Below are 23,414 nucleotides of genomic sequence, written 5' to 3' on the forward strand. Positions count from 1 at the left end.
TTCTGCTTATTTCATGCAAAACCGCGATCAATGGGTTGATTACGCCAAAGGCCTGGGCATACTGTTAGTGGTATACGGGCATGTCAGTCGCGGTGTATTTAATGCTGGCATCGAGGTCGATGCAGAGCTGTTCAAGCTGGTTGACAGCGTCATTTACAGCTTCCACATGCCTTTGTTTTTCTTTTTGTCGGGACTGTTTTTTTTGCCGTCCTTGCAAAAATATGGTCGCACCGGGTTAATTGCCGACAAAGTGGACAGCGTGCTGTACCCTTATATTCTCTGGTCATTGTTGCAGGGTTTTATCGAGGTTTTTTTATCCGGATATACCACGTCTTCAACAACGACTGGCGAAGTGTTATCGCTGTTCTGGCAGCCACGGGCGCAGTTCTGGTTTCTGTATGTGTTATTTGCTATTTTCGTTTTGATGGCAATTCTATATCGCGACCGCGAAACTGTTCCCACCTGGGTCTTACCTCTGACAGCGCTTGCCGCCTGGTTTTTACAGCTATTTGTACAACTTCCATTCCCTCTGGATTTCATCGCCAGTTATCTGATTTTCTTTGTATTGGGAACCCGCGCCTTGCACTGGAAAGATATACTCAAAAATAAGGCACTCACAACAACTCTATGCGCAGCAGGGATTTTTACGGGACTGGAATATCTGTTTCATGCACAGCTGCATCTGGCCTATACCGATAAGTCTGCGTTGAATCTGGCATTGGCAATCGCAGGCATTGCATTGATCTGCAGCGCAGCGTTGTTGCTGGCGCAATGGAATCAACAGTGGATGACATGGCTGGCGATGCTGGGATACTGCTCAATGCCGATTTATCTGATGCATATCCTGACCGGCAGCGGCGTCAGGATAGTGTTGAGCAAATTACTGCACATACAAAGCGCAGCCCCACATTTAATCACCGGCAGCCTGGCAGGATTACTGATACCGATCGTCGTGTATCAGTTGACCAAAAAAAGAGAGCTATACGGCTTACGTTATTTATTCATGCCACCAGCGGGCTTATCTTTGAAAGCACGTTTAGCCAGGAAATAGCAAAGCAAAAGCGTCCATAGCAGCAATGCGCCCTTCATCAGTTGGGATAACCCAGATCTCAACCCGGCTGTCACTCGCATGTATCGCGCAGATTTCATCGCCTCGCGCGGCCAGATTTTTATCCAGATCTATCCTGACACCAAGATATTCCAGCCCTGCACCGACCTGCTGACGCAAGATCGCATCGTGCTCACCGATACCGCCAGTAAACGCAAATACATCAACGCCGTTCAGGCATGCAGTTAAGGCTCCAGCTTCACGAATGACGCGATACGTAAATAAGTCTATCGCAGCCTGAGCCTGCGCCTGTCCGCTGCTGCGCAAGGTTCGCATATCTGCCGAAATACCGGAAACGCCCAGCAACCCGGATTCCTTGTAGAGAGTCTTTTCCAGTTGTTTCGCATTCCATCCCGCCTGCAATAAATGCAGGATGACACCGGGATCAAGAGCGCCGCAACGGGTTCCCATCATTAGTCCGTCTAATGCAGAAAAGCCCATCGTCGTCGCGATACTACGACCCTCTTTCATCGCGCAAACACTGGCGCCATTGCCCAGATGCGCCATCAATACGCGCTGGTCAGCCTTTTCTGAATTCTGGCGCAGACGACCGGCCACATAACGATAAGACAGACCATGAAAGCCGTAACGACAAATACCCTCTTCACGTAAGCGTTGCGGCAAAGCTATCGTGCGTTCAGTCTGAGGCATATCAGCGTGAAAACCAGTATCAAAACAGGCAATCTGCGGCACTTCGGGATAGGCTTTCTGAAACGCCAGTACACCATCCAGATTGTGCGGCTGATGCAACGGAGCTAGCGTATTCAGCGTCCGCAGATAAGTCATGGCGTCATCATCGATCAACACTGACTGCGCGTAGCGGGCACCACCATGCACGATCCTGTGTGCGACGCCTGAGATACGTATGCCAGCACTATGCTGGTCGATTAATTCCCGCAAGGCTTTGAGTACGGCGGCAAACGCGTCACCATCCTCATCCTGCTCAAGATCTGTCAGCATGAACTGCTGCCTGACGCCGTCGGTATCAAATCGGATACGGGGCTGTCCACCTGGCTCCAGCCCCTCTACGATGCCGGACATACTGGCAGTATCGACCTGACTATCGTGCAGAGGATACAGAGCAAACTTAATGGTGGATGAACCGGAATTCACCGATAAAATCGCGCTCTTATTCATGGCGTGTTTTTTCTGTATTCATGCGCCAGCAATTTAACCAGCGCCGCAGAAGCAACCCGGGCAACAGGCCCGTCAGCACGGCTGGTGAGAGCAATCGGTACCCGTGCACCGAGTACCACACCACACGTCGATGCTCCGGCAAGATATTCAAATTGTTTCGCCAGCATGTTGCCGGACTCAAGATCAGGAACCATCAGAATATCTGCGTGACCAGCGACCACAGACGTAATACCTTTGATCCTCGCTGCATCTGCAGAAATCGCATTATCAAATGCCAGTGGTCCATCCACAATCGCACCGGTAATCTGGCGGCGATCCACCATTTTGCACAAGGCCGCCGCATCGAGCGTCGAGGCAATTTTTGGATTGACAGTCTCGACGGCCGATAAGATCGCCACTTTAGGTTCGGCCGTTCCCAGTGCATGCGCGAGCTGAATCACGTTTTGTAAAATATCGGCCTTTTCCAGCAGATCAGGAGCAATATTCAAGGCAGCATCGGTCAGTAATAAGACCTTGTGATACATGGGAACATCAAGGTGAAAAACATGAGACAGCCGCCGCTTAGTACGCAATGCGGGGCAATGAACAACAGCGGCCATTAATTCATCGGTATGCAGACTACCTTTCATTAAGGCTTCCACCTCACCTGCGGCAGCCATCGCAACCGCTTTTTCTGCAGCGGCATGGCTGTGCGGTACATCGATCACTTCGATACCAGAAATATCGAGTTGAGCAAACTCGGCGACTTCGTTCAACTTGGCTGACGGTGCGACCAGCACAGGCACGATCAGCCCTTGTTTCATGGCGTCCAGCGCACCCGCGAGAGAATCGGCGTCACACGGATGCACCACCGCACAACGTACCGGATCCAGGCTGCGCACACTGTCCAGCAATTTTTGCTGACGGGCGCCCAGATCGAACATAGTCACTGTAGGTAAATGCGCGCGCGGGCGACTGACCCGCTCGACAGGTGCGATCACCAGCGCGTTTCCGAACACCACTCGCGCGCCATGCTGATTCACGATTTCACAACTCAGCGTAACGCGTTTTTTTTCATCATCTTTAGCGGCTACCGTCACCGTCGTCGTCAGCGTATCGCCGATGCGCACAGGTTTTACAAAATGCAGATCCTGCTCGAGATAGATCGTACCGGGTCCCGGCAACTGCGTACCGAGTACACTAGAAATCAGCGCCCCGCCCCACATACCATGCGCAATCACTCCGTGGAATAAAGTTTTTCCGGCATACTCAGGATCGAGATGTGCAGGATTCACATCACCCGAAATCGCTGCAAATGCCTGTATATCTGCATTACTCAAAGTCTTGATATCACTGGCGGTCTGACCGATCTGTAATTCGTCATAGATCACATTGACTATCATGTCAGGCACATTGGTATCGCTATTCATGCGGTCATTCATAGTGGCATTCCAGAAAGAGATAAACGTGGAAACAAAAAAACAGACGGATACAAGAAACGATCAATTTACAATATGATAACCAGCATCGACATACAGTGTCTGCCCTGTCATTCCTGAAGAGGCATCACTGACCAGAAATGCGGCAAGCTGCCCGATTTCATCCAGACTCACCAAACGCCGCAACGGGGAACGTGCCACAGCTTTGGACATCAGTGCATCAAAATCCTGCAATCCTGATGCGGCACGGGTCGGTACCGGACCGGGTGACATTGCATGAACACGGTGACCGTTCTGCCCCAATTCCATCGCCAGATATCGTACCAGCGATTCCAGCGCTGCTTTGACCGGCCCCATCAGCCCGTAGTTAGGAACGGCTTCATCTGCGCCCAGATAACTCATCGTGATCAGGCTCGCACTCTGGCTTAAATGCGGTTCACATAAACGCGCCACGCGGGCGAAAGAGTGACAGGAAATATTCATGGCCTGCAAAAAGCCGGTCGCAGAACTGTCGATCACCCTGCCGTGCAAATCTTCTTTCGGTGCCCAGGCAATGGAATGGATAAGAAAATCGATTTGTCCGAGATGGCTCACGCTGGCATTTACAAGAGATTCGAGCGCATCATCCTGCTCAACATTACAGACTATCAGCGGCGCATCCAGCTCTGCCGCCAGAGGTGCAACGAACGTCTGAGCTTTCTCATTGACACAGGAGACAACCAGCGAGGCACCCAATTTTTTTAACACCGCCGCGCAACCATAAGCAATACTGTGTTCGTTGGCGAGGCCGATAACCAAGCCCCGCTTTCCTGCCAGTGAAAAACTACCGCCTGTATTTATCATCGTCATTCCTGTTCTTATTCACAAGTCTTCAAATACGTTCTAACCAAACTGTTTTTTGAAACGTAATATGGTCGCACCGCTGACAATATAACCGATGACAAGAATGCCTGCAAACAAAGGCCACAATATGTTGATGCCAGCCCCTTTCATCAAAATGCCATAACTGGCATTGATGTAGTAATACAGCGGCGACACATACATTCCCCAGCGCATCAGCGTCGGCATCGCTTCGGGCGGCGTCCAGGCTCCGGATAAAAACATCATCGGTGCCAGTATCAGGATCACCATCATACCGGCCTGCGCCATATTGTTCGTCAGCGTTGCAATCCAGATTCCTATGCCCGCCAGCGTGCTGACATACAGAGTGGTTAACGCAAAAAATAACAGCAGGCTACCGCTGACCGGAATAGAAAAGATCGGGACTAAAATGCCAAACAACCCCAGTGCTGTTCCGCCCAGTAAGACCGCCACCATCGCCACAATTTTTGGAATCATAATCTGCAAAGGTGACAACGGTGAGACAAGCAATTGCTCTATCGTTCCGCGTTCTTTTTCCCTGACCATCGCCGCTGCCGGTAGCAGCATAGAAAATAAGGTCACCACGTTGAGCAATTCTGAAATACCCATGAACCAGGCGTCGTTCTGATTCGGATTAAACCAGACCCGGCTGTTATTGTTGATCACCGGCGCATCCAGCGCGGATAAATCAGCACTGAAACCAAGATTGCCTGCCGCCTGCTCCAGCCCGTAGCGGGCCACAATCTGGGTCGCATCAACAGCAGCTAAAAAACCCAGCACAGAATTCGACGCATCAATCTGCAATTGCACAGAAGTGTTATCACCGCGCGTCAGCGCTGCACCGAAGCCAGGGGGAATATCCAGCACAGCCATCGCTTTGCCATCATCAAGCAACTGCTGCCCTTGCTTTGCATGATCGATCGCACCTGCCCAGCGAAACTCAGGGGGCATAAAGCGTCCGGCGAGTTCGCGTGATGCAGCGCTGCGATCAAGATCAAACAACACCAATGCCGCATTATTCAACTGAAACGAAACGCCGGAAGCCGCGTTATAAATATCCGCCGAGAATGCATACAGCACAAACACCAGCAATACAGGATCACGTAAGAGTTGTAATAACTCTTTCCAGATCATCGCCTGCAAACGGCTCCACCAGACCCGGTCAAACAGAAATAGCATGTCAGTTTCCTCGTTACTCAATTATCCGGACGTTTGTGAAACGCCAGAAATCCGGCAGTAAATAAGGCGGCCGCATAGAGAGTCAGTATCAGCAAATCCATCCACAACGCGGCAAAACCAACGCCTTTCAGAAAACTGCCTATCGTAATTTCGGCGTAATACATACCGGGTAAAAGATGTGCAATCACCGCAGCAATGGCCGATAACGATGGGATAGGAATAATCATTCCCGAATACAGCACCGCCGGTACCACGGTCACTATCGCTGTTCCCACCATCGCTGCTACCTGCGTATTCACCATCACCGATACCAGCAAACCGATACCTGTTGTGCAGATCACATACAGTATCGTGGAGATAAGGAAAAACAGCGGATCACCTTTAAACGGCGCACCAAATAACAGCAGCGCAAATCCGCTCAGCGCGCAGGCATTGACGATAGAAATACCGACATACGGCAGCAATTTACCGATCAGATATTCGCCGCGCGATAAGGTCGAGGAATACACGTTATAGATCGCTCCGGATTCTTTTTCCCTGACCACCCCCAGCGCGGTCAGAAATGGCGGTGATAACATCAGGATCACCATGATTAATTTCGGCGCAACCGACCAGATACTTTTAACCTCCTGATTGTAGAGGTAACGTGTTTCCAATTTGACTGGTTGCAAACTGCTGCGTATCTTTTCCTGACTGATACCCGTCATCGCGGAAAAATGTGCCGATAAGTTTTCCACATTAATCGCCGCGTTGATTGCCGTCACATAGCCTTTGGTGGTCAAAGCGCGAAACGGAAACGTCCCGTCTATCCAGGTCTGAACTTCTGCTGAACGCCCGGCTTTCAGGTTTTGCCCGAACTGCGGCGGAATCACAATCACTGCCCGCAAGGTATTATCGATCACCAGCTTTTCCACCTCTTTCTCATGTCTGGCATACCCCTGAAAGGAGAAATAACGGGAATCTGTAAAACGATGTGCATAGTCACGCGAAGTGACAGACTGATCGTAATCGACTATCGCCAGCGGAATATTTTCCACATCCAGCGACAGGCCATAACCAAACAAGAGCATCAGCAAAGACGGTACAAAAAATGCCAGCGCAAAAAATAGCCTGTCACGAACGATTTCGCGCCATTCTTTATATGCGACCACCCGGATACGGCGCAGGTTCATTTTTTTTCTCCTCTGGCTTTCGCATCTTCCGCTTCAAGACGAGTCACGATATGCACGAACACATCTTCCATCGCCAGACGTTTCGGTGCGACTTTCAGCACGCCGGTATCTGCAATCACTTCCGTCATCTGACGCAAAGCCTGCTCATCGTCAGGCATCAACACATGGACTCGCGAACCAAACAATGCAGCACTTGAATAACCTGCGGCCTGCAAACGATCCAAAGCTGCCTGCGCATCGCCGGTGTGAATTTCATAAAGTTTTCCCGCTTCTTTTTCGACATCGGCTTTTAACTGATCGGGGGAAGCATCCGCAACGATACGACCTGCATACATCAGCGCCAGATGATCACAATGCTCGGCTTCCGACATGTAATGCGTCGTGACCAGAATAGTTACGTTCTCTTCGCGCGAAAGACGAAACAGCACATCCCAGAATGCGCGTCGTCCCATAGGATCCACACCCGAGGTTGGCTCATCCAGAAACAGCACTTGTGGCCGGTGTATCAGCGCACATCCCAGCGCCAGCCGTTGCCGCAAGCCCATAGGCAGACTGGCCGCCAGTGCCTTGCCAAACGGGCGCAAACCAGCCATGTCGAGTATCCAATCCATGCGTGCGGCTGTTTGTTGCCGTGTCAGACCATAGATGCCGGCATATAAGCGTATGTTTTCGAGTACTGATAAATCCAGATACAGGGAAAATGCCTGCGACATATAACCAATACGTTCGCGTATCTGGCGCCCGGCAGTGCGCATGTCAGCACCAGCGACCCGCCCCTTGCCATCGGTCTGACTCAGGATTCCAGTCAGCATTTTGATGACGGTACTTTTTCCAGCGCCATTCGCGCCCAGCAAACCAAATATCTCACCTTGCGGCACCTGAAAACTGACCTGATCAACGGCTTTAAATTCGCCGAATGTGCGACACAGTTTCACCGCTTCTATCGCCAGACCATTATCTGGATGCCGTTGTGCGGCAGGTTGCGCTGCAGTGTTTTTTTCATCTTTGCCGACCAGCTCTTTTTTTCTCAGCAAGGCGATAAACACATCTTCCAGTTCGGGCTCAAGCACCTCGGTCCGCTGCTGCGGTATGCCTTGCAGACAAGACACGACTTCCGCTTTTGCTGACGCAGGATCTGGCTGATCGACAAAAATCCGCATATCTTGCCCAAGCACTTCCAGCTGCGGGAACGTCTGCGTCAGACGATGTACCGCATCCACCTGCTGCGAGGCATCAGCACAGACACTGCTGACAATAGCGCCTTGCGCGAGCGTTCTGATTTTTTCCGGCTCTCCTGAAGCCAGAATTTTCCCTGCATGCATCAAAGAGACGCGATGAAAACGACTGGCTTCATCCATGTACGCCGTTGATACCAGCGCGGTAATTCCTTTTTCCTTCAGCAGCCGGGAGAGAATGCTCCAGAATTCCCGTCGGGATACCGGATCAACACCTGTCGTTGGTTCATCCAGAATGACCAGTTTCGGCTCGTGGATCAGGGTACAGACCAGACCCAGCTTTTGTTTCATGCCACCGGAAAGATTCTTCATCGGACGGTCACGGAAACGCTCAAGCCGGGTGCTGCGTAACAAGGCTTCCTTGCGCGTACGCAGCTCTTCACGGCTCAGTAAACGCAAGCCGCCAAAGTAATCAATATTTTCTTCTACGGATAAATCGCCATATAAATTCTGTCCCAGCCCTTGCGGCATCAGACCGATGCGGTCTTTAATCTGCTCACTGGATTTTTCAGAATTGATCAGGCAGCCGAATACCCGTAAGTCGCCGCCATCATGGGCAAGCACACCTGCCACGGCTTTGAGCAAACTACTTTTACCCGCACCATCCGGCCCGATCAAACCGTAAATTTCACCGGCCTGCACCTGCAGACTGATGCCATCCAAGGCAACGGTATCACCATAGCGTTTAGCGAGTTCGCGCGCATCCACCACTGGTGCGGACGATGCAGAAGATGCAGGAGCACTATCCGCGTCTGGCTGCTGATCAGATTTCATTAGCACAGACAAATTCATTTCCAGCGTGGCTTTTGCCAGGTGACGTTCTCTTTCCAGCGTATAACTGCATCGGCTGGAATACCCGGCATCAGCTTATGTTCAGGATTTTTTGCAATCGCGAGTTTGACCGCATACACCAGTTTCACGCGCTCATCCGTCGTCTGCACTTCTTTAGGAGTGAACTCAGCGCGCGATGAAATATAACTGACGGTCGCCTCATAAAACTGATCAGGTTGCGCGTCGGTATAGATACGTACTGGTAAGCCCAGGCGCAACTGACCGATTTTTGATTCAGGCACATAAACTTTTAAATGCAACTGATCCAGATTGACCATTTCCACGACTGCACCGCCTGGTAACACTACTTCGCCCGGCTCCCGCAGACGCGTCAGGACGATGCCACTTGCAGGTGACTTGATCAGCAAATCACCGAGCACAGAATCGGCTTCCGTCACAGCGGCGGCCGCTCTGTCGCGTTGCGCTCTTAGGGCTTCCACTTCCTGTTGTCTGGCTTTGACTTTATCTGTTCCGAGCCCGGCCTGAGATAAACCTTGCTGCGCGCGTCTTACTGCTTCCTGAGCCGCTTTCACATCCGATTGCGCGACCTGCCATGCGAGATCAGCCTGCTCGTAGCGATGACGTTCTATGACACCGCGCTCAAACAGTTCTTTGTGTCTCTGCGCATCGCGCCGTGCCTGCTGTTCAACAGCGCTGGCCTTAGCAAGCACCGCCTGTGCCTGACTGACGCCGGCATCAGCAACACTGACGCCCATCGGCACTTCACGTTGTGCAATATCTAAATTCGCTTGTGCTGCTTTCAGTTGTGCATCAGTCGCATTCAGCGCCTGTTTTGCCTGCTCAGCCTTCGCCTGAAAACTGGTGTCTTCCAGCTGCGCGACCACCGTACCAGCCGCTACGGTGTCACCTTCTCTGGCGAATATTTTGCTGATACGGCCGGGGTACTTAGCGGCAGCGACGATACGATCACCTTCGATACGGCCGCTGGCGGCGATCAGCCCTTCAGGTAGTTTCCGGCTGCTGGCAAGATAATAAAAAAATCCAACGCCAATCACGATGGCGGCAACACCCAGCAATGCCGGGCCGATCAACTTACGATTTTTTTCCATCTGTATTCTCACATTGATAAAGGGGGGCGCAAGGCAGAGACGAGCCTGAGTGCGCTTGTAGTGCGCGGCGACTGCTCGCAATCAGGACCTGAATGAACGACGACTGAAGCGTATTCATATCAAAGCTGTCCGGCTGCATGTTGCAATTGCAGACGCGCAAAGGCTCTGTCGTACAAGGCATTGTCCCGGTTTGAGTACGCCTGCAAACGACGCGTTTCCGCATCCAGCACATCGCTGTTCGGCGCAAGGCCGGAGCGATAACGTTCCCGCGCCAACAATAAGGTTTCATCGGCCTGCTCAACCGCTTTTGACACCAGTTGCATGCGGGCGTTCGCCTCTTGCTGAGACAACCAGGACTGGCGCACCTGCAAGGCGATCTTTTCCCGGACATCGAGTTCTGCTTCGCGCACGGCCTGCGCATTGACCGCAAGTTGTGACGCCTGATTCCTGATCAGCCCGCCGTCAAACAATTCCCATTTCATGACGACGCCAACCCACCAGGCTTTATCTTCGGCCAGATAACGATTTTCAAGTTTGCTATAGCCGGCGCTGACACCGATTTGCGGCAAATGCCCGGCACGCACACTGGCAGCCTGATTTTGCAATGCCGTACTTTGCATCGTCAGTTCCTGCAATTCTTTACGCTGGGTATTGGCGGTCTGTAATAAGGTATTCAGATCACTTTCAACCGGTGCCTGACCTGCCAAACCAATGTCGACCAACTCCACCGTCTGATCGTATGGACGCCCCATCCAGCGGTTATACGCGGCACGCGACAGTTCCAGTGCATTCGCTGCCTGTAAGCCGAGTTGCTGCGCATTTGCAAGGGCAACCTGAGAAGCCAGTAAATCATGTTTCGCCACGTAGCCTTGCTGGAACAATTCCTGCACATCGCTGACATGTTTGCTCACCGCGCTGATATGGCTTTTCGCAACCTCGTTCGCGTGTTCGGCCCGCAGCACGGCGATATACGACTGCGCGATTGCCAGTTTTAATTCACTGCGGGTCAGCTTGGTCCGGGCTGCGCTGGCCTCGGCCTGCGCCTGCGCAGCAGCCACACCGGATGAAATTTTCCCGCTGGTGTAAAGCGGTGCGGACACCGTTACACCGCCAAAATAGGCGGAATCTTGTGCAAACGGCAGACTGGCGCCTTTCAGCATTGGCAAAGCAGGAATATTAATTTTGGCGGCAGGCTCAAATTCTGTTCTTAAATACCCCGCCTCGACTGCAAGCTTAGGCAGGTAATTCGCCTGCGCAGAGCTGAGCTGATGTTGTGCTGCCTGTTCTTTGTATTGTGCAGAAGCCAGCACATGATCACGCTTGAGAGCAATATCCCATGCCTGCTCCAGCGATTCCGCCGCACAGGTCGGACTGCTCAGCGCCAGCCATTGCAGGCAGACTAAACCGACGGTCAGCCACTGTTTTTTTAACGGATAAAGGCTCTTTTTCACTCTGCCCTGGTTTGCCGGACAAGTGCATAATGGCAAAAATTGAAGATGGAAAAGAGAATGTTTCATATTAGCACCAGACAATAGTCATCGCAGTGTATTGATAATAGTGCACAATCAAATTGATTTGCATCAATTCCCCTTGTTTGAAGTTTGTGACAATCAGAACTACCGCTAAAGGAAAGTCAGATGAGTACAAATAAACCCTCCCAGGATAAGATAACATCCCCGCCAGCAAAGAAAGAGCATCACGATCAGATTTGTTATCTGACCGGAGAAGAAGCGCCGGTTAATCCCATGGACATGGCACTGCAAAATCACATTGCGAAACTGACCGGTGGAATCTCTCCAGCGAGCGTCAATCTGGCGTGGGCTGACTGGGCCATGCATCTGGCAGCGACACCGGGCAAACAGATGGAATTAGTCGGTCTGCTGCAAAAGCAAGCTGCCGAATGGCCCGCATTCATACGCACCACTGTGCTCAATCATAACGCAGCAACTGCAACAACTGCAGCGGCAACGACTGGAACAACGGAGACTCCGACGTATGCTACACCGGCGAGTACGTCCGACACCCGGTTCTCTCATGCTGGCTGGACCCAGTGGCCTTTCAATGCGATGTCAAAAGCCTTTCTGCAGACGCAGGATTTCTGGAACACCGCGACTACCGGCATACGCGGCGTCACTGCACATCATGAAGATATCGTCAATTTCATGGCTAGACAGTTTCTGGATATGGCATCACCATCCAATATTCCCTGGGCGAATCCTGAAGTCATAGAGGCAAGCCAGCAAAGCGGTGGAAAAAATATCCTGTCAGGTTTCATGCACTGGCTTGAAGATGTCGGCATCAATCTGCCGCCCGGTGAGTACAAAGATAATGATGAGGAGCAGGCTCCGTTTAAACCCGGGCGGGACGTTGCCGTCACGCCGGGTAAAGTGGTTTTCCGCAATCACCTGATTGAACTGATACAGTATTCTCCGCAAACACCTAAGGTTTATGCAGAACCCGTTTTCATTGTCCCTTCCTGGATTATGAAATATTACATTCTGGATCTGTCACCGCATAATTCTATGGTGCGCTTTCTGGTTGAGCAGGGACATACCGTGTTCATGATTTCATGGCGTAACCCGGGGCGTGAAGACCGCGATCTCGGTATGGATGATTATCTCGACAGTGGCTTATTTACTGCATTGAGAGAAGTTCACGCTATTTCCAAAAAACCACTGCACGCAGTCGGCTACTGCCTCGGCGGTACCTTGCTGGCGATTGGTGCTGCGGCACTGGCAGGACAAAAAATGCACGGTGAAAAGCCGCTCGCCACCATGGTCAGCAGCATCACTTTGCTCGCTGCGCAGACCGATTTCAGCGAACCCGGTGAACTCGGATTATTTATCGATGAAAGCCAGTTAGCCATGCTGGACGCCCTGATGTGGAAGCAAGGCTATCTCGATGGTAAACAAATGGCTGGTTCTTTCCAGTTACTGAATTCCCGCGATCTGATATGGTCAAAAATCATGCGCGACTATCAGCTCGGGCTGCGCAATAAGCCGAATGATCTGATGTCATGGAATGCTGATACAACCCGTATGCCCTACCGTATGCACAGCGAATATTTAAAACATCTATTCCTGCATAATGACCTCGCAAAAGGCCATTACGAAGTCCATCAACATGCGGTGGCACTACGAGACATACAAATACCGATGTTTGTCGTAGGAACGGTAAAAGACCATGTGTCACCGTGGCGTTCGGTCTACAAAATTCATGTCCTGACCGATACCAGCATAGACTTTGTCCTGGCGTCCGGCGGACATAATGCAGGCATTGTTTCAGAGCCGGGTCATGCTCATCGCAGTTATCAATTTTTACCAAGCAAGGGGCACGGTACCAGTTATGAAGACCCGAATGTCTGGCTGAAGGAAGCGCAGACAGAACAGGGGTCGTGGTGGACGTACTGGCAGCAATGGCTGGTCAGACATTCATCAGCAACACAAATCAAAGCCTTGCAGCCACGCCATAATCCTGATCTCGGTGACGCTCCGGGGCAATATATTTTTGAAACCTGAACAGGATGGCGTGATCGTCAGATGTCAGATCAGTCCGGATCAATCCGTAAAACCTGAATAAAAAGAGAGACAGGTAAAATCTGTCTCTCTTTTTCTATCCACACCTTATTTCAAGCATTAACAGTCAGCCTGCTCACGTGCTCAGGCGGCATGCCGTCTGAACTTATTTCTGATCTTCTCAGCGAAGTTCACAAGCGTTAAAACCAGTCCACCGGCAACGACGCCAAACAGCATATCCAGCAAAGATGGCGCAATAGCCACTGTCACGCCGCCTATCAGTGGCAGATCTGCGCTGGCTTGTGCGACATTCTGTATCAGATCGTGCACCACATGAATACCATGTGTGAGGATGCCGCCACCCACCATGAACATAGCGACAGTGCCGATCACCGTCAAAGATTTCATCAGCCGAGGTGCAAATGCAAGCAAGCCATTACCCGTCACGCTGAACAAACCTTTGACAATACCGGTCACATTTCTGCGTTTCAGATACAAACCCACATCATCCAGTTTCACGATCGCAGCAACCAGACCATAAACACCGATAGTCATGATCACAGCGATCATCGCCAGTACTGTCAATTGCGATGCAAACGGAGCAGATGCCACTGTCCCCAGCGTAATGATGATGATTTCGGCACTCAGGACAAAATCCGTACGGACTGCGCCTTTGATTTTTTCTTTTTCAAACGCCATGATACTTGCTTCATCATGGGCTACCGCCGCCAGTAACTGTTCCTGCTGATTGCTGACTTCTTCTGAGCTGTGCAGATACTTATGCGCCAGCTTCTCAAATCCCTCAAAACATAAATAGGCGCCGCCCAGCATTAACAAAGGCGTTACCGCCCACGGTGCGAGTGCATTCAGTAACAAAGCCAGCGGCACCAGTATCACTTTGTTTTTCATAGAACCCAGTGCAACCGCCCATACGACGGGCAGTTCACGATTCGCGCGCACGCCCGCCACCTGCTCTGCATTCAGGGCTAGATCATCGCCCAGAACGCCGGTCGTCTTTTTCGCAGCAATTTTAGTCATTGCCGCGACATCGTCCAGCACTGTGGCGATATCATCAAACAGTGCGAGTAAACTTCCTCCGGCCATATTGCCTGTCCTCTAAAAATGAATTCAAATCACCACAGAAGTATGGGAATCAATCAATTGCCATGAAAAATCTTTCACTGGCAGTCCGAGTATCCTCAGTAATGACGTCAGGTTTGTATGCGCTTACGGATACGGCTCAGTGCCTCCGGCGTCACGCCCAGATAATGGGCAACATCTCGCAGCTGTATGCGCGAAGCAATCGCAGGATAGCTTTTTAAAAAAGACTGATAACGCTCTTCAGGATTCATCGTCAGCAGTTCACGCTCGCGCTGTTCTTTACGCACAATGTGCCATTCCAGTAACTGACGCACCGCCCGTTGCCAGTCCGGATGCAGTGCGATCAGCTTATTGATTTCGGAATAATCGACTTGCTCGATCTCGCAACGCTCAACCGCCGTCGCAAAGTAATCCGTACGCAAACCAGCGAGCAGTACATTCGGGCAGGCAAAAAAATCTGCCTCACCGATAAATGATTTAATCCACTCCTGCCCGCCTTCACTCAGATAAGTCAGTTTCACGATGCCGGAACGGACGACATAGACATAAGGTTGCCATTCGCCAGCACCAAAAATGTTTTCGCCTTTACTGAACTGACGTAACTGATACGATGAACGTAATACCTCCCAGTCCGGCAAAGTACTGCCAGCGGCACGTTCGAGTAAATCCTTGATTTGCTGCATCTCGCCCTATTCCTTAACCACGCTCAAATGCCGCCTTCATAATCGCCTGCAAAGGCGGCCAGACCATATCAGGGCTTAATTTTTGCATGCAATCGTGATGCGCCAGTGGACATTCACGCTGTTTGCACGGCGCGCATTTGAGACGCAGGGAAAAAGAGTGTGCAATATCTGAAAACGGTGGCGCATGATCAGGATCTGTCGGCCCGTAAATAGCCAATGCCGGGCGATTCAGTGCCGAGGCGATATGTAAAAGTCCCGAATCATTTCCCACCATCGCGATCGCGGTTGACATCAGGGCCACTGCATCATCGAGGCAGGTTTTTCCTGCCAGATGATGAACCTGCGGACAAGCCGCCTGTATTTCATCGCAGACCGGCGCATCTTTCGGCGATCCCAGGAGTACTACCTGTGCCTGCGGGCAGCTGGACAGCACCATGTTGGCCAATGCAGAAAAATGGCTGGCTGGCCATCTTTTCGCAGGACCGAATTCTGCGCCGGGAGCAAAACAGATCACAGGATATTCCCCGGATAAACCGGCCTTCTGTAATGCCGCCGCGCGTTGCGCGGTACTGACTGTCAGCGTCGGTCTGGGCAGATTCAGCGGCAACTGCAGCGAAGGCGCAAAAGCCAGCGCCGCATAAAACCTTACCATGGGACGCGGATGCGCTTTGTCGTCAAAGTGCATCACATTGATCAGACCGTAACGACTTTCGCCTTTATAGCCGACACGCTTTTTTATTCCTGCCATCCAGGGCAGCAGCGCAAATTTCAGGGTATTTGGTAACACGTAGGCAGCATCATAGCCACGACTGCGCAATAAGCGGGCAAAGCGCCATCGCTCACGTAACTGCAATGCGCCATGTTTAAACGGCGTTTCCAAGATCGTGGCAACCTCAGGCATGGCGCGCAGTACGGGCGCCACCCATGTCGGTGCCAGCACATCGATTGCATGCAAGGGGTATTGTTGCCGGAGTAGTTGCAACAATGGCTGCGCCATTACTGCATCACCTATCCAGTTCGGAGCGATCACCAGTAATCGCGGCGTTGGTGGTGAAACTGATTGCATCATCGTGCTACTTGTTCCATGAAAAAGAGCCCATCGTCCGGATTCAAAAAATGTTTTACGGCATAGTACCTAATATGTCATCACAATGACGCAAAACTGATGCCAGCTGCATGCAAGCTCATCAAGCCGGTATGCGTTTTATATCAAGCCTTGTCTGATTTAATCAGCAAATTGCAAACGATACAGGTTTGCATACACGCCGTCTCTGGTCAACAGTTCTGTATGCGTACCTGTTTCAGCAATCTGTCCGTCCACCAGAACCACAATCCGGCTGGCACGTTCTATCGTCGACAAACGGTGCGCGATCACCAGCGTCGTCCGCCCTTGCATCAGTTCATCCAGAGCTTCCTGTACAGCACGCTCTGATTCACTGTCGAGTGCAGAAGTCGCTTCATCAAGAATCAGGATAGGCGCATCTTTATAGATTGCCCGGGCAATTGCGAGACGCTGACGCTGACCGCCGGATAAGCGATTGCCGTTATCACCGATAGTGGTATTCAAGCCATCCGGCAAATCACGCACGACATCACTCAGATGCGCCGCCTGCACCGCAGCAGCAATGCGCGCCGGATCAGGCTGCGGGTCACCATACGCAATATTGGCAGCGACAGTATCATCGAACAGCACCACATTCTGACTCACCATCGCTATTTGCTGGCGCAGGCTGGTGAGCGAGATTGCGCTCAGTGAACGTCCATCCAGCAAAATGTCGCCACTCACAGGCGTATAAAAACGCGGCACCAGATTCACGAGCGAAGTCTTGCCACCGCCCGACATGCCAACCAGCGCAATGGTTTCGCCCGGTTGTATGCTGAGGTTGATATCGTTCAAGGCGCGCTGTTCTTGTCCGGGATAAGCAAAACTGGTCGCCACGAATTCCAGTTTTCCTTGCGCGCGCGCCGTCAGGTTTTCACCACTGTCTGTTTCCGGTGGAGTATCAATCAGACCAAACACCGATTCAGATGCGGCAAGCCCGCGCTGCATGGGACCATTCAAATCCGCCAGACGTTTGAGTGGCGTCAGCAACAACAGCATCAGGGTAAAGAATTCCGCAAAATTACCGGCCGTGGTCTGATTTGCTGCTGCCTGCGACACCGCGATCATAATCACCACAGCAACTGCAAAAGCGGCTGCCAGCTGCGTCAGCGGCGTGGTGGATGCCACCGCCACCGTGGTTCGCATCGCATAGCCACGGAGTTTTTCATTTTTCTCTTCAAAACGTTGCTGCTCATATTGCTGACCGCCAAAAATGCGGATTACCTGATTCGCGCGCGACGCCTCTTCTATCACTTGCGTCAGTTCATTATTCACATTCAGCTGATTCTGATTCAGCTTACGCAAGCGCTTGCTGACGCCGCGCACCAGCACCGCCATCACCGGTATCAGCACCAACGCGACGATCGTCAGTTGCCAGTTGCGCCACAATAAGGCCAGCAGCAATACCAGTACCGTCAGCGAATCGCGGAACAGGGTTGTCATCGATACCTTCAGCATTTCCACAATCTGTTGCGCTTCAAACATGATGGTGTTGATGATGCGGCTACTGGATTCTGCCTGATAAAAACTGACCGGCACGTTCAGTATGCGATCAAAAATTTTGGCGCGTAATTCGTTCAGTAATTTGGTGGAAATCCAGCTCATCAGATAGCTGGTTGTAAAGGTACACAATCCTCGCACCAGAAAAATACCGATAATCGCAACCGGAATTTTCCATAAAGCCAGATGCGATTGTTCACCTTTAAAGCCGTGATCAAGCAGATAACCCAGCACTTTCGGAAACATGACCTCGGTCGCTGCCGTGCCCAGCATCGTCAGCAATGCCAGCAAAATCCGCGAGCGATATGCCTGTACCGATATCCATAGCCGCTGAAATACTGTGATCGTTTCTTTATTAATCAAACTCATATTTTTATAATGTTTTCTATTTTATGCGGGTTTTCAGGCATTTTTGACCTGACAGGCGCAGCAGATATGGGGGATTGCGTTTCATTCTGAAATATTCCCCATAAAAACTGCTCCTGCACACCTTGTGCATTCGAGCCTATCGTTACAACACAACCGGCACCAATTGCTTCAGGCCTGATTTGCTTTGTCTCTGAGCATATTCTGACGCAAACCGGCGAGTGGAATCGCCAGCAAAATCATGAAGGCCAGACCGAACACCGCATCGCGCAATATCGCATTGAACATCGCCCCTGTGATCATCGCCAAGGTTAACATGCTCAGCAGCATGGCTTTGTCTTTGATTGACTTATCCTTACTGAGCGCCATTCTTCTGGCGATTCTGAACTGACTGAACCAGATCCACAACAAGGCCGCAACGCCCGCCATACCTAACTCTGTTGCATACAGCAAGTAGTCATTATGCGGTGTCGTCATGCCGTTGCTGCTCAAACCTTGTGAACGCTGCCGGTAATTCGGCATCCAGGATGCAATGCCATGCCCACTCCACGGTTTTTCCGCAATCATGCCAGCCGTAATTCTGTAAATCTCAGCACGCATGCCGTCATCATCCGCCGCTTTTTTTCCATGAGCAAAATCGTTCACTTGTTGTATTGTGCAAACGGCGCGTAATTTCGCAATATCCCACGGCTGCAGTTGCACCTGACTCACAACGCAATTCGCCGGACGAGGTAAGTCTGCGACATATTTCAAGCAAGCTGCGATGGTGATCAACAATACCAACGGTAACAACAGGCTGCGTAAATTCCATCGCAGATTGCGTAATAAAATCATCCCGGCCATCAGGAAAAACATCAGGCTCGCGGTACGCGTCTTTGACAGCAATACCAATGCCGCCACCACATACAACAAGGCCAGAATGCGCAACAAATAATGATTCTGGCGCAAACGCAGTTCATGCAGCATCCAGCCCGCCGCGATCGCTAACAAGACGCCGAGCAAAATGGCTTTATTCCCCTGATACAAAACATAGCTGTGGAACAGCGTGTTATCCGGCAAGACATGAAAGAAATTCGCAACGAATAAGGTCGAAGCCATCACGGCACCGGCAAAAAAAACCGATACTGCTTTGCGCTGCCACTCTCCCGCATCAAGCGCCAGAAACGGCAGCAGCAAAAGATAGGTCTGGTAATGCATCAGCGCGGGCCAGAACTCTTTTTCCATCTCCGCAGGTCGCTGCTGTGTCAGTGCGATAACGATACTGACCACCGTCAGCAGCAGCACCGGCATCAACATGGGGTTTTGCCGGATATTATCCAGTTTCCTGACGCCATCGCCTGACGCGATCGCAGCGAGATAAAAAAAGAGGATACCTGCATACATCACACCGACCGGGAAAAACAAAGTCAGCGGCAGACACATCAGTATCTGCTCAGGTAGTTTCTGACGCCAATTTTTTTCCGGCGAGGTACTCCGATGTGCTGCAGGCGTATCAGTAATAGCGAGGATATGAGTCGGCATGAAATCAGGCGTATTCGATCGTGACATTTTTCGGAGACAACCATTCGCCCAGACTCAGACGTAAATGATCGTCAGGATTCACGCGCCACTGATCGGATAAATACAATTCGGCACTCGCCTCAGCGTTCTGATAACTGATCAACACCGGACAACCATCTGGATTCAGATGCGGCTTCAACAATTCCTGCAGTTTTTTGGTATCGGTACTGGCTTGCAAGGTCAGACGTAAGCCTTGAGAAAACTGCACCCGTGCGCGACCGATGTCCATGACTTTTTCTGCAGAAATCCGCAGACCACCGGAGAAACGGTCTTCCGAGACTTTGCCCAATACCGCCAGAAATTCATCTTCCTTAAACAAGGATTTGAACTCTTCCATGATCTCGCTATAAACGGTGACTTCGACCACAGCCGTACTGTCATCCAGCGTCACGATCAGCAGCTTGCCACGCTGCGTCATCTGCGTGCGTACGCCGGTAATGATGCCGCAAATCAGGCGCAAGTCACGCGAAGGCTCTACTTTCGCTAACGTCGTCTTGATGAACTGACGCACTTCCGGCGCATACGAATCAAACAAATGACCAGATAAATAAAAACCCAGCGCCAGTTTTTCTTCGGTCAACCGTTTCTTGTCCGTCCAGGCCGGAACCTCAATATATTCCGGTGGCGGGATCAGATCATCATCGTCACCGAACAGGCTGACCTGATTTGCCGCAGCCTCAGCCTGATCCGCTGCCTCTATCGCCAGTGATACCGTCGCTAATAACACTGCACGGTCTTTGCCCAGGCAATCCATCGCACCGGCGCGAATCAGCGATTCTATCGTGCGGCGATTAACCTGCCGCTTATCGACCCGCTTACAGAAATCAAACAAATCTTTGAACGGGCCGCCGGCTTCGCGCACTGCCATGATGTTTTCTATCGCGTTCTGGCCGGAGCCTTTGACAGCGCCCATACCGTAACGTATCTGCGTCGCTTTTTTACCGGGTTCACTGACCGGCACGAACCGGTAGTCTGACAAATTGATATCCGGCGGCAGCATTTTCAGCTTGCAGATATCGATCGCGTCCTCAACCAGAATCTTGACTTTGTCCGTATCATCCATGGCCAGCGACATATTGGCTGCCATAAACGCGGCGGGATGATGGGCTTTCAGGTAGGCGGTGTAATACGACAGCAGCGCGTACGCAGCAGCATGGGATTTGTTAAAGCCGTAACCTGCAAACTTCTCCATCAGATCGAAAATTTCGTCGGCTTTTTCTTCGCTCAGGCCATTCTTACCGGCACCCTCGCGGAAGATTTTGCGATGTTCGGCCATTTCCTCGGCCTTTTTCTTACCCATCGCACGGCGCAGTAAATCCGCCCCGCCCAGTGAGTAGCCACCGACCACCTGCGCCATCTGCATCACCTGTTCCTGATACACCATAATGCCGTAGGTTTCGGACAAAATGCCCTCCGTACGCGGATCAGGATAATCAAACTTTTCACCGTGCTTACGCTTACAGAAATCGGGAATCAGATCCATAGGCCCCGGACGATACAACGCCACCAGCGCGATAATGTCTTCAAAACGATCGGGACGCGCATCTTTCAACATGCCCTGCATGCCGCGACTTTCAAGCTGGAAGACAGCGACTGTTTTGGCTTTGGTCAGCAACTCGTAGGAGGCGCGATCATCAAGCGGCAGTTTGGCAAGGTCAAACTCCGCCATCGCCGGGTCGAGCATCTTGATATAACGTACAGCACGATCAAGTATCGTTAATGTCGTCAAACCCAAAAAGTCGAACTTCACCAGACCGACAGCTTCGACGTCATCTTTGTCGTATTGCGACACCACTCCCGAATCGCCGCCCTGCGTGTACAGCGGACAGAAATCGGTCAGCTTGCCCGGCGCGATCAGCACACCACCGGCATGCATACCGATATTACGCGTGATGCCTTCGACCTGTTGTGCCAGATCAAGCAGGGTTTTGACTTCCTCTTCATTTTCCTGGCGCTCTGCCAGCAAAGGTTCTTCGATGATTGCCTCCGCAATCGTGACCTGCTTACCCGGTTTGAACGGAATCAGTTTCGATACGCCATCGCAAAACATATAGCCAAAATCCAGTACGCGCCCGACGTCGCGGATCGCACCTTTCGCCGCCATCGTTCCGAAGGTCGCAATCTGTGATACCGCCTCTTTACCATAGCGGTCTTTCACATACTGAATCACGCGGTCACGACCTTCCTGACAGAAGTCAATATCAAAGTCGGGCATCGATACCCGCTCAGGATTTAAGAAACGCTCGAACAGCAAGTTATATTGCAAAGGATCAAGGTCGGTAATCAGCAGCGAATACGCCACCAGCGAACCGGCACCGGAACCACGACCCGGCCCAACAGGCACACCATTGTTTTTTGCCCATTGAATAAAGTCGGCAACAATCAGGAAGTAACCGGGGAAACCCATCTTGATGATGGTATCGGTTTCAAATTTGAGACGCGCTTCATAGCGTGGCCGCTCTCTCTCACGTTTTGCCTCATCCGGAAATAAATGCTGTAGCCGGAATTCCAGCCCGCGCTTCGCTTCATGGATCAGAAAGTCGTTGATATCCATACCATCCGGGGTAGGAAAATCAGGCAACTTTGGCTTACCGAGTTCCAACGTCAGATTGCAGCGCTTGGCAATTTCTACCGAATTTTGTAAAACGGCAGGCATGTCCGCAAACAATGCCTGCATTTCCGCCTGCGTCTTGAAACATTGCTGATCATTGAAACGGCGCACACGCTTACCATTTGCCAGCATGTCGCCTTCTGCGATACAGACACGCGCTTCGTGCGCCATGTAGTCGTCTTTACTCAGGAACTGCACGGGATGCGTCGCCACCACCGGCAGACGTAATTTTTTTGCCAGCGCCACCGCATGCCGCACATGATTTTCCATGTTGGGCTGACCTGCGCGTTGAATTTCTATGTAGAAATGGTCAGGAAAAATACTTTCCCAACGGCGCGCATGCTCTTCTGCCAATGCCAGATTGCCATTATCAATGGCCACACCGACATCGCCAAAATGCGCGCCGGACAAAGCAATCAGCCCGCCGCCCTCGTCTTGCTCATGTAATTTCTGCAGCCACTCAAAGCGGATCTCTGCCCGTCCTTTATGCTGATTCGTCAGCCACGCCTGTGCTAACAGTTCGCACAGTTGCAAATAACCTTTGCGATTTTTGACCAGCAACATCAGACGTGTCGGCTTGTCACGGTCTGTCTCATTGGTAATCCAGGCATCACAGCCGGCAATCGGTTTAATCCCTTTGCCCCGGGCCGCCTTATAAAATTTAACCATGGCAAATAAGTTTGCCAGATCGGTAATCGCCATTGCTGGCTGCATGTCTTTGGCTGCGGCCTTAATCACGTCATCAATACGTACCAGACCATCCACAATCGAATATTCAGAGTGGATGCGCAAATGAATAAATTTTGGATCGGACGGCGCAGCGGATGTTGCTTGAGCGTTCGCTTCTGGAGAAAGTGTTAATTCTGTAGTCATCCCGCTATTCTACCGCGAGCCTACTGCGGCACATCAAATTTACGCACGACAAATATGGATAAGACGACATGTACTGATAATGAAAACACCTC

Annotated in this window: 16 protein-coding genes; 2 read left to right on the forward strand and 14 right to left on the reverse strand. The window is 51.4% G+C overall.

From position 1 onward, the window contains the following. Window positions 1–13: 13 nt before the first annotated feature. Entirely contained in the window at window positions 14–1,051 is a 1,038-nt protein-coding gene (locus ACPAOP_RS10815) for an acyltransferase family protein (RefSeq protein ID WP_423707975.1), read from the forward strand. Here the strand turns inward: ACPAOP_RS10815 and ACPAOP_RS10820 are convergent. From ACPAOP_RS10820 to ACPAOP_RS10855, 8 genes are all read right to left on the reverse strand, one after another. Further along, window positions 1,037–2,245 (reverse strand): acetate/propionate family kinase, encoded by a 1,209-nt coding sequence (locus ACPAOP_RS10820; RefSeq protein ID WP_423707976.1) that lies wholly within the window; start codon window positions 2,243–2,245, stop codon window positions 1,037–1,039. The genes ACPAOP_RS10815 and ACPAOP_RS10820 overlap by 15 nt on opposite strands. Continuing rightward, a complete protein-coding gene (locus tag ACPAOP_RS10825) occupies window positions 2,242–3,666 on the reverse strand; it encodes a bifunctional enoyl-CoA hydratase/phosphate acetyltransferase (protein WP_423682181.1) in 1,425 nt (474 codons plus the stop codon). Before ACPAOP_RS10825 ends, ACPAOP_RS10820 begins: the two co-directional genes overlap by 4 nt. A 60-nt stretch (window positions 3,667–3,726) precedes the next feature. Then, on the reverse strand, window positions 3,727–4,506 hold the full coding sequence (fabI, locus tag ACPAOP_RS10830; RefSeq protein ID WP_423682179.1) for an enoyl-ACP reductase FabI: 780 nt from the start codon (window positions 4,504–4,506) through the stop codon (window positions 3,727–3,729). A 39-nt stretch (window positions 4,507–4,545) separates the two neighbouring features. Then, window positions 4,546–5,703, reverse strand: a complete 1,158-nt coding sequence (locus tag ACPAOP_RS10835; RefSeq protein WP_423707978.1) for an ABC transporter permease — start codon at window positions 5,701–5,703, stop codon at window positions 4,546–4,548. 17 nt (window positions 5,704–5,720) lie between these two features. After that, complete coding sequence (locus ACPAOP_RS10840) at window positions 5,721–6,875, reverse strand: ABC transporter permease (protein ID WP_423707979.1); 1,155 nt, start codon at window positions 6,873–6,875, stop codon at window positions 5,721–5,723. Beyond that, complete coding sequence (locus ACPAOP_RS10845) at window positions 6,872–8,884, reverse strand: ATP-binding cassette domain-containing protein (protein WP_423710007.1); 2,013 nt, start codon at window positions 8,882–8,884, stop codon at window positions 6,872–6,874. Before ACPAOP_RS10845 ends, ACPAOP_RS10840 begins: the two co-directional genes overlap by 4 nt. A 14-nt stretch (window positions 8,885–8,898) precedes the next feature. Next, entirely contained in the window at window positions 8,899–10,011 is a 1,113-nt protein-coding gene (locus tag ACPAOP_RS10850) for an HlyD family secretion protein (protein ID WP_423707981.1), read from the reverse strand. Between the two features lie 119 nt (window positions 10,012–10,130). After that, window positions 10,131–11,462 (reverse strand): TolC family protein, encoded by a 1,332-nt coding sequence (locus ACPAOP_RS10855; protein ID WP_423707982.1) that lies wholly within the window; start codon window positions 11,460–11,462, stop codon window positions 10,131–10,133. Between the two features lie 186 nt (window positions 11,463–11,648). On the opposite strand from ACPAOP_RS10855, the gene ACPAOP_RS10860 reads away from it, so the two are divergent. Next, window positions 11,649–13,529, forward strand: a complete 1,881-nt coding sequence (locus ACPAOP_RS10860; protein ID WP_423707984.1) for a PHA/PHB synthase family protein — start codon at window positions 11,649–11,651, stop codon at window positions 13,527–13,529. Window positions 13,530–13,670: 141 nt separating this feature from the next. On the opposite strand, the gene ACPAOP_RS10865 is transcribed toward ACPAOP_RS10860, so the two are convergent. From ACPAOP_RS10865 to dnaE, 6 genes are all read right to left on the reverse strand, one after another. After that, on the reverse strand, window positions 13,671–14,630 hold the full coding sequence (locus ACPAOP_RS10865; RefSeq protein WP_423682172.1) for a DUF808 domain-containing protein: 960 nt from the start codon (window positions 14,628–14,630) through the stop codon (window positions 13,671–13,673). A 107-nt stretch (window positions 14,631–14,737) separates the two neighbouring features. Next, window positions 14,738–15,310, reverse strand: coding sequence for a Crp/Fnr family transcriptional regulator (locus tag ACPAOP_RS10870; RefSeq protein WP_423707986.1), 573 nt, complete (start codon window positions 15,308–15,310; stop codon window positions 14,738–14,740). A gap of 13 nt (window positions 15,311–15,323) precedes the next feature. Further along, the gene (gene waaF / locus ACPAOP_RS10875) at window positions 15,324–16,379 is read right to left on the reverse strand and encodes a lipopolysaccharide heptosyltransferase II (protein WP_423682168.1); all 1,056 of its coding nucleotides are present in this window, start codon (window positions 16,377–16,379) and stop codon (window positions 15,324–15,326) included. A gap of 156 nt (window positions 16,380–16,535) precedes the next feature. Further along, complete coding sequence (msbA, locus tag ACPAOP_RS10880) at window positions 16,536–18,281, reverse strand: lipid A export permease/ATP-binding protein MsbA (RefSeq protein ID WP_423707987.1); 1,746 nt, start codon at window positions 18,279–18,281, stop codon at window positions 16,536–16,538. 168 nt (window positions 18,282–18,449) lie between these two features. Beyond that, window positions 18,450–19,826 carry an O-antigen ligase family protein gene (locus ACPAOP_RS10885; RefSeq protein WP_423707989.1) on the reverse strand — a complete coding sequence of 459 codons (1,377 nt, stop codon included), beginning with the start codon at window positions 19,824–19,826 and terminating at the stop codon, window positions 18,450–18,452. Next, window positions 19,804–23,322 (reverse strand): DNA polymerase III subunit alpha, encoded by a 3,519-nt coding sequence (gene dnaE / locus ACPAOP_RS10890; protein ID WP_423707990.1) that lies wholly within the window; start codon window positions 23,320–23,322, stop codon window positions 19,804–19,806. The genes ACPAOP_RS10885 and dnaE overlap by 23 nt, the downstream gene beginning before the upstream one ends. Between the last annotated feature and the right edge of the window lie 92 nt (window positions 23,323–23,414).

Origin of the sequence: Undibacterium sp. WLX3042 (assembly GCF_049544825.1) — a bacterium.
Lineage (GTDB): Bacteria > Pseudomonadota > Gammaproteobacteria > Burkholderiales > Burkholderiaceae_D > Undibacterium.

Bases quoted from the DNA above. Each gene is read 5' to 3' on its own strand.
- ACPAOP_RS10840 (WP_423707979.1), bottom strand. From the start codon at position 6,875: ATGAACCTGCGCCGTATCCGGGTGGTCGCATATAAAGAATGGCGCGAA.
- ACPAOP_RS10825 (WP_423682181.1), bottom strand. From the start codon at position 3,666: ATGAATGACCGCATGAATAGCGATACCAATGTGCCTGACATGATAGTC.
- fabI (WP_423682179.1), bottom strand. From the start codon at position 4,506: ATGATAAATACAGGCGGTAGTTTTTCACTGGCAGGAAAGCGGGGCTTG.
- dnaE (WP_423707990.1), bottom strand. From the start codon at position 23,322: ATGACTACAGAATTAACACTTTCTCCAGAAGCGAACGCTCAAGCAACA.
- ACPAOP_RS10820 (WP_423707976.1), bottom strand. From the start codon at position 2,245: ATGAATAAGAGCGCGATTTTATCGGTGAATTCCGGTTCATCCACCATT.
- ACPAOP_RS10850 (WP_423707981.1), bottom strand. From the start codon at position 10,011: ATGGAAAAAAATCGTAAGTTGATCGGCCCGGCATTGCTGGGTGTTGCC.
- waaF (WP_423682168.1), bottom strand. From the start codon at position 16,379: ATGATGCAATCAGTTTCACCACCAACGCCGCGATTACTGGTGATCGCT.
- ACPAOP_RS10885 (WP_423707989.1), bottom strand. From the start codon at position 19,826: ATGTCACGATCGAATACGCCTGATTTCATGCCGACTCATATCCTCGCT.
- ACPAOP_RS10860 (WP_423707984.1), top strand. From the start codon at position 11,649: ATGAGTACAAATAAACCCTCCCAGGATAAGATAACATCCCCGCCAGCA.
- ACPAOP_RS10815 (WP_423707975.1), top strand. From the start codon at position 14: ATGCAAAACCGCGATCAATGGGTTGATTACGCCAAAGGCCTGGGCATA.
- msbA (WP_423707987.1), bottom strand. From the start codon at position 18,281: ATGAGTTTGATTAATAAAGAAACGATCACAGTATTTCAGCGGCTATGG.
- ACPAOP_RS10870 (WP_423707986.1), bottom strand. From the start codon at position 15,310: ATGCAGCAAATCAAGGATTTACTCGAACGTGCCGCTGGCAGTACTTTG.
- ACPAOP_RS10865 (WP_423682172.1), bottom strand. From the start codon at position 14,630: ATGGCCGGAGGAAGTTTACTCGCACTGTTTGATGATATCGCCACAGTG.
- ACPAOP_RS10845 (WP_423710007.1), bottom strand. From the start codon at position 8,884: ATGAAATCTGATCAGCAGCCAGACGCGGATAGTGCTCCTGCATCTTCT.
- ACPAOP_RS10835 (WP_423707978.1), bottom strand. From the start codon at position 5,703: ATGCTATTTCTGTTTGACCGGGTCTGGTGGAGCCGTTTGCAGGCGATG.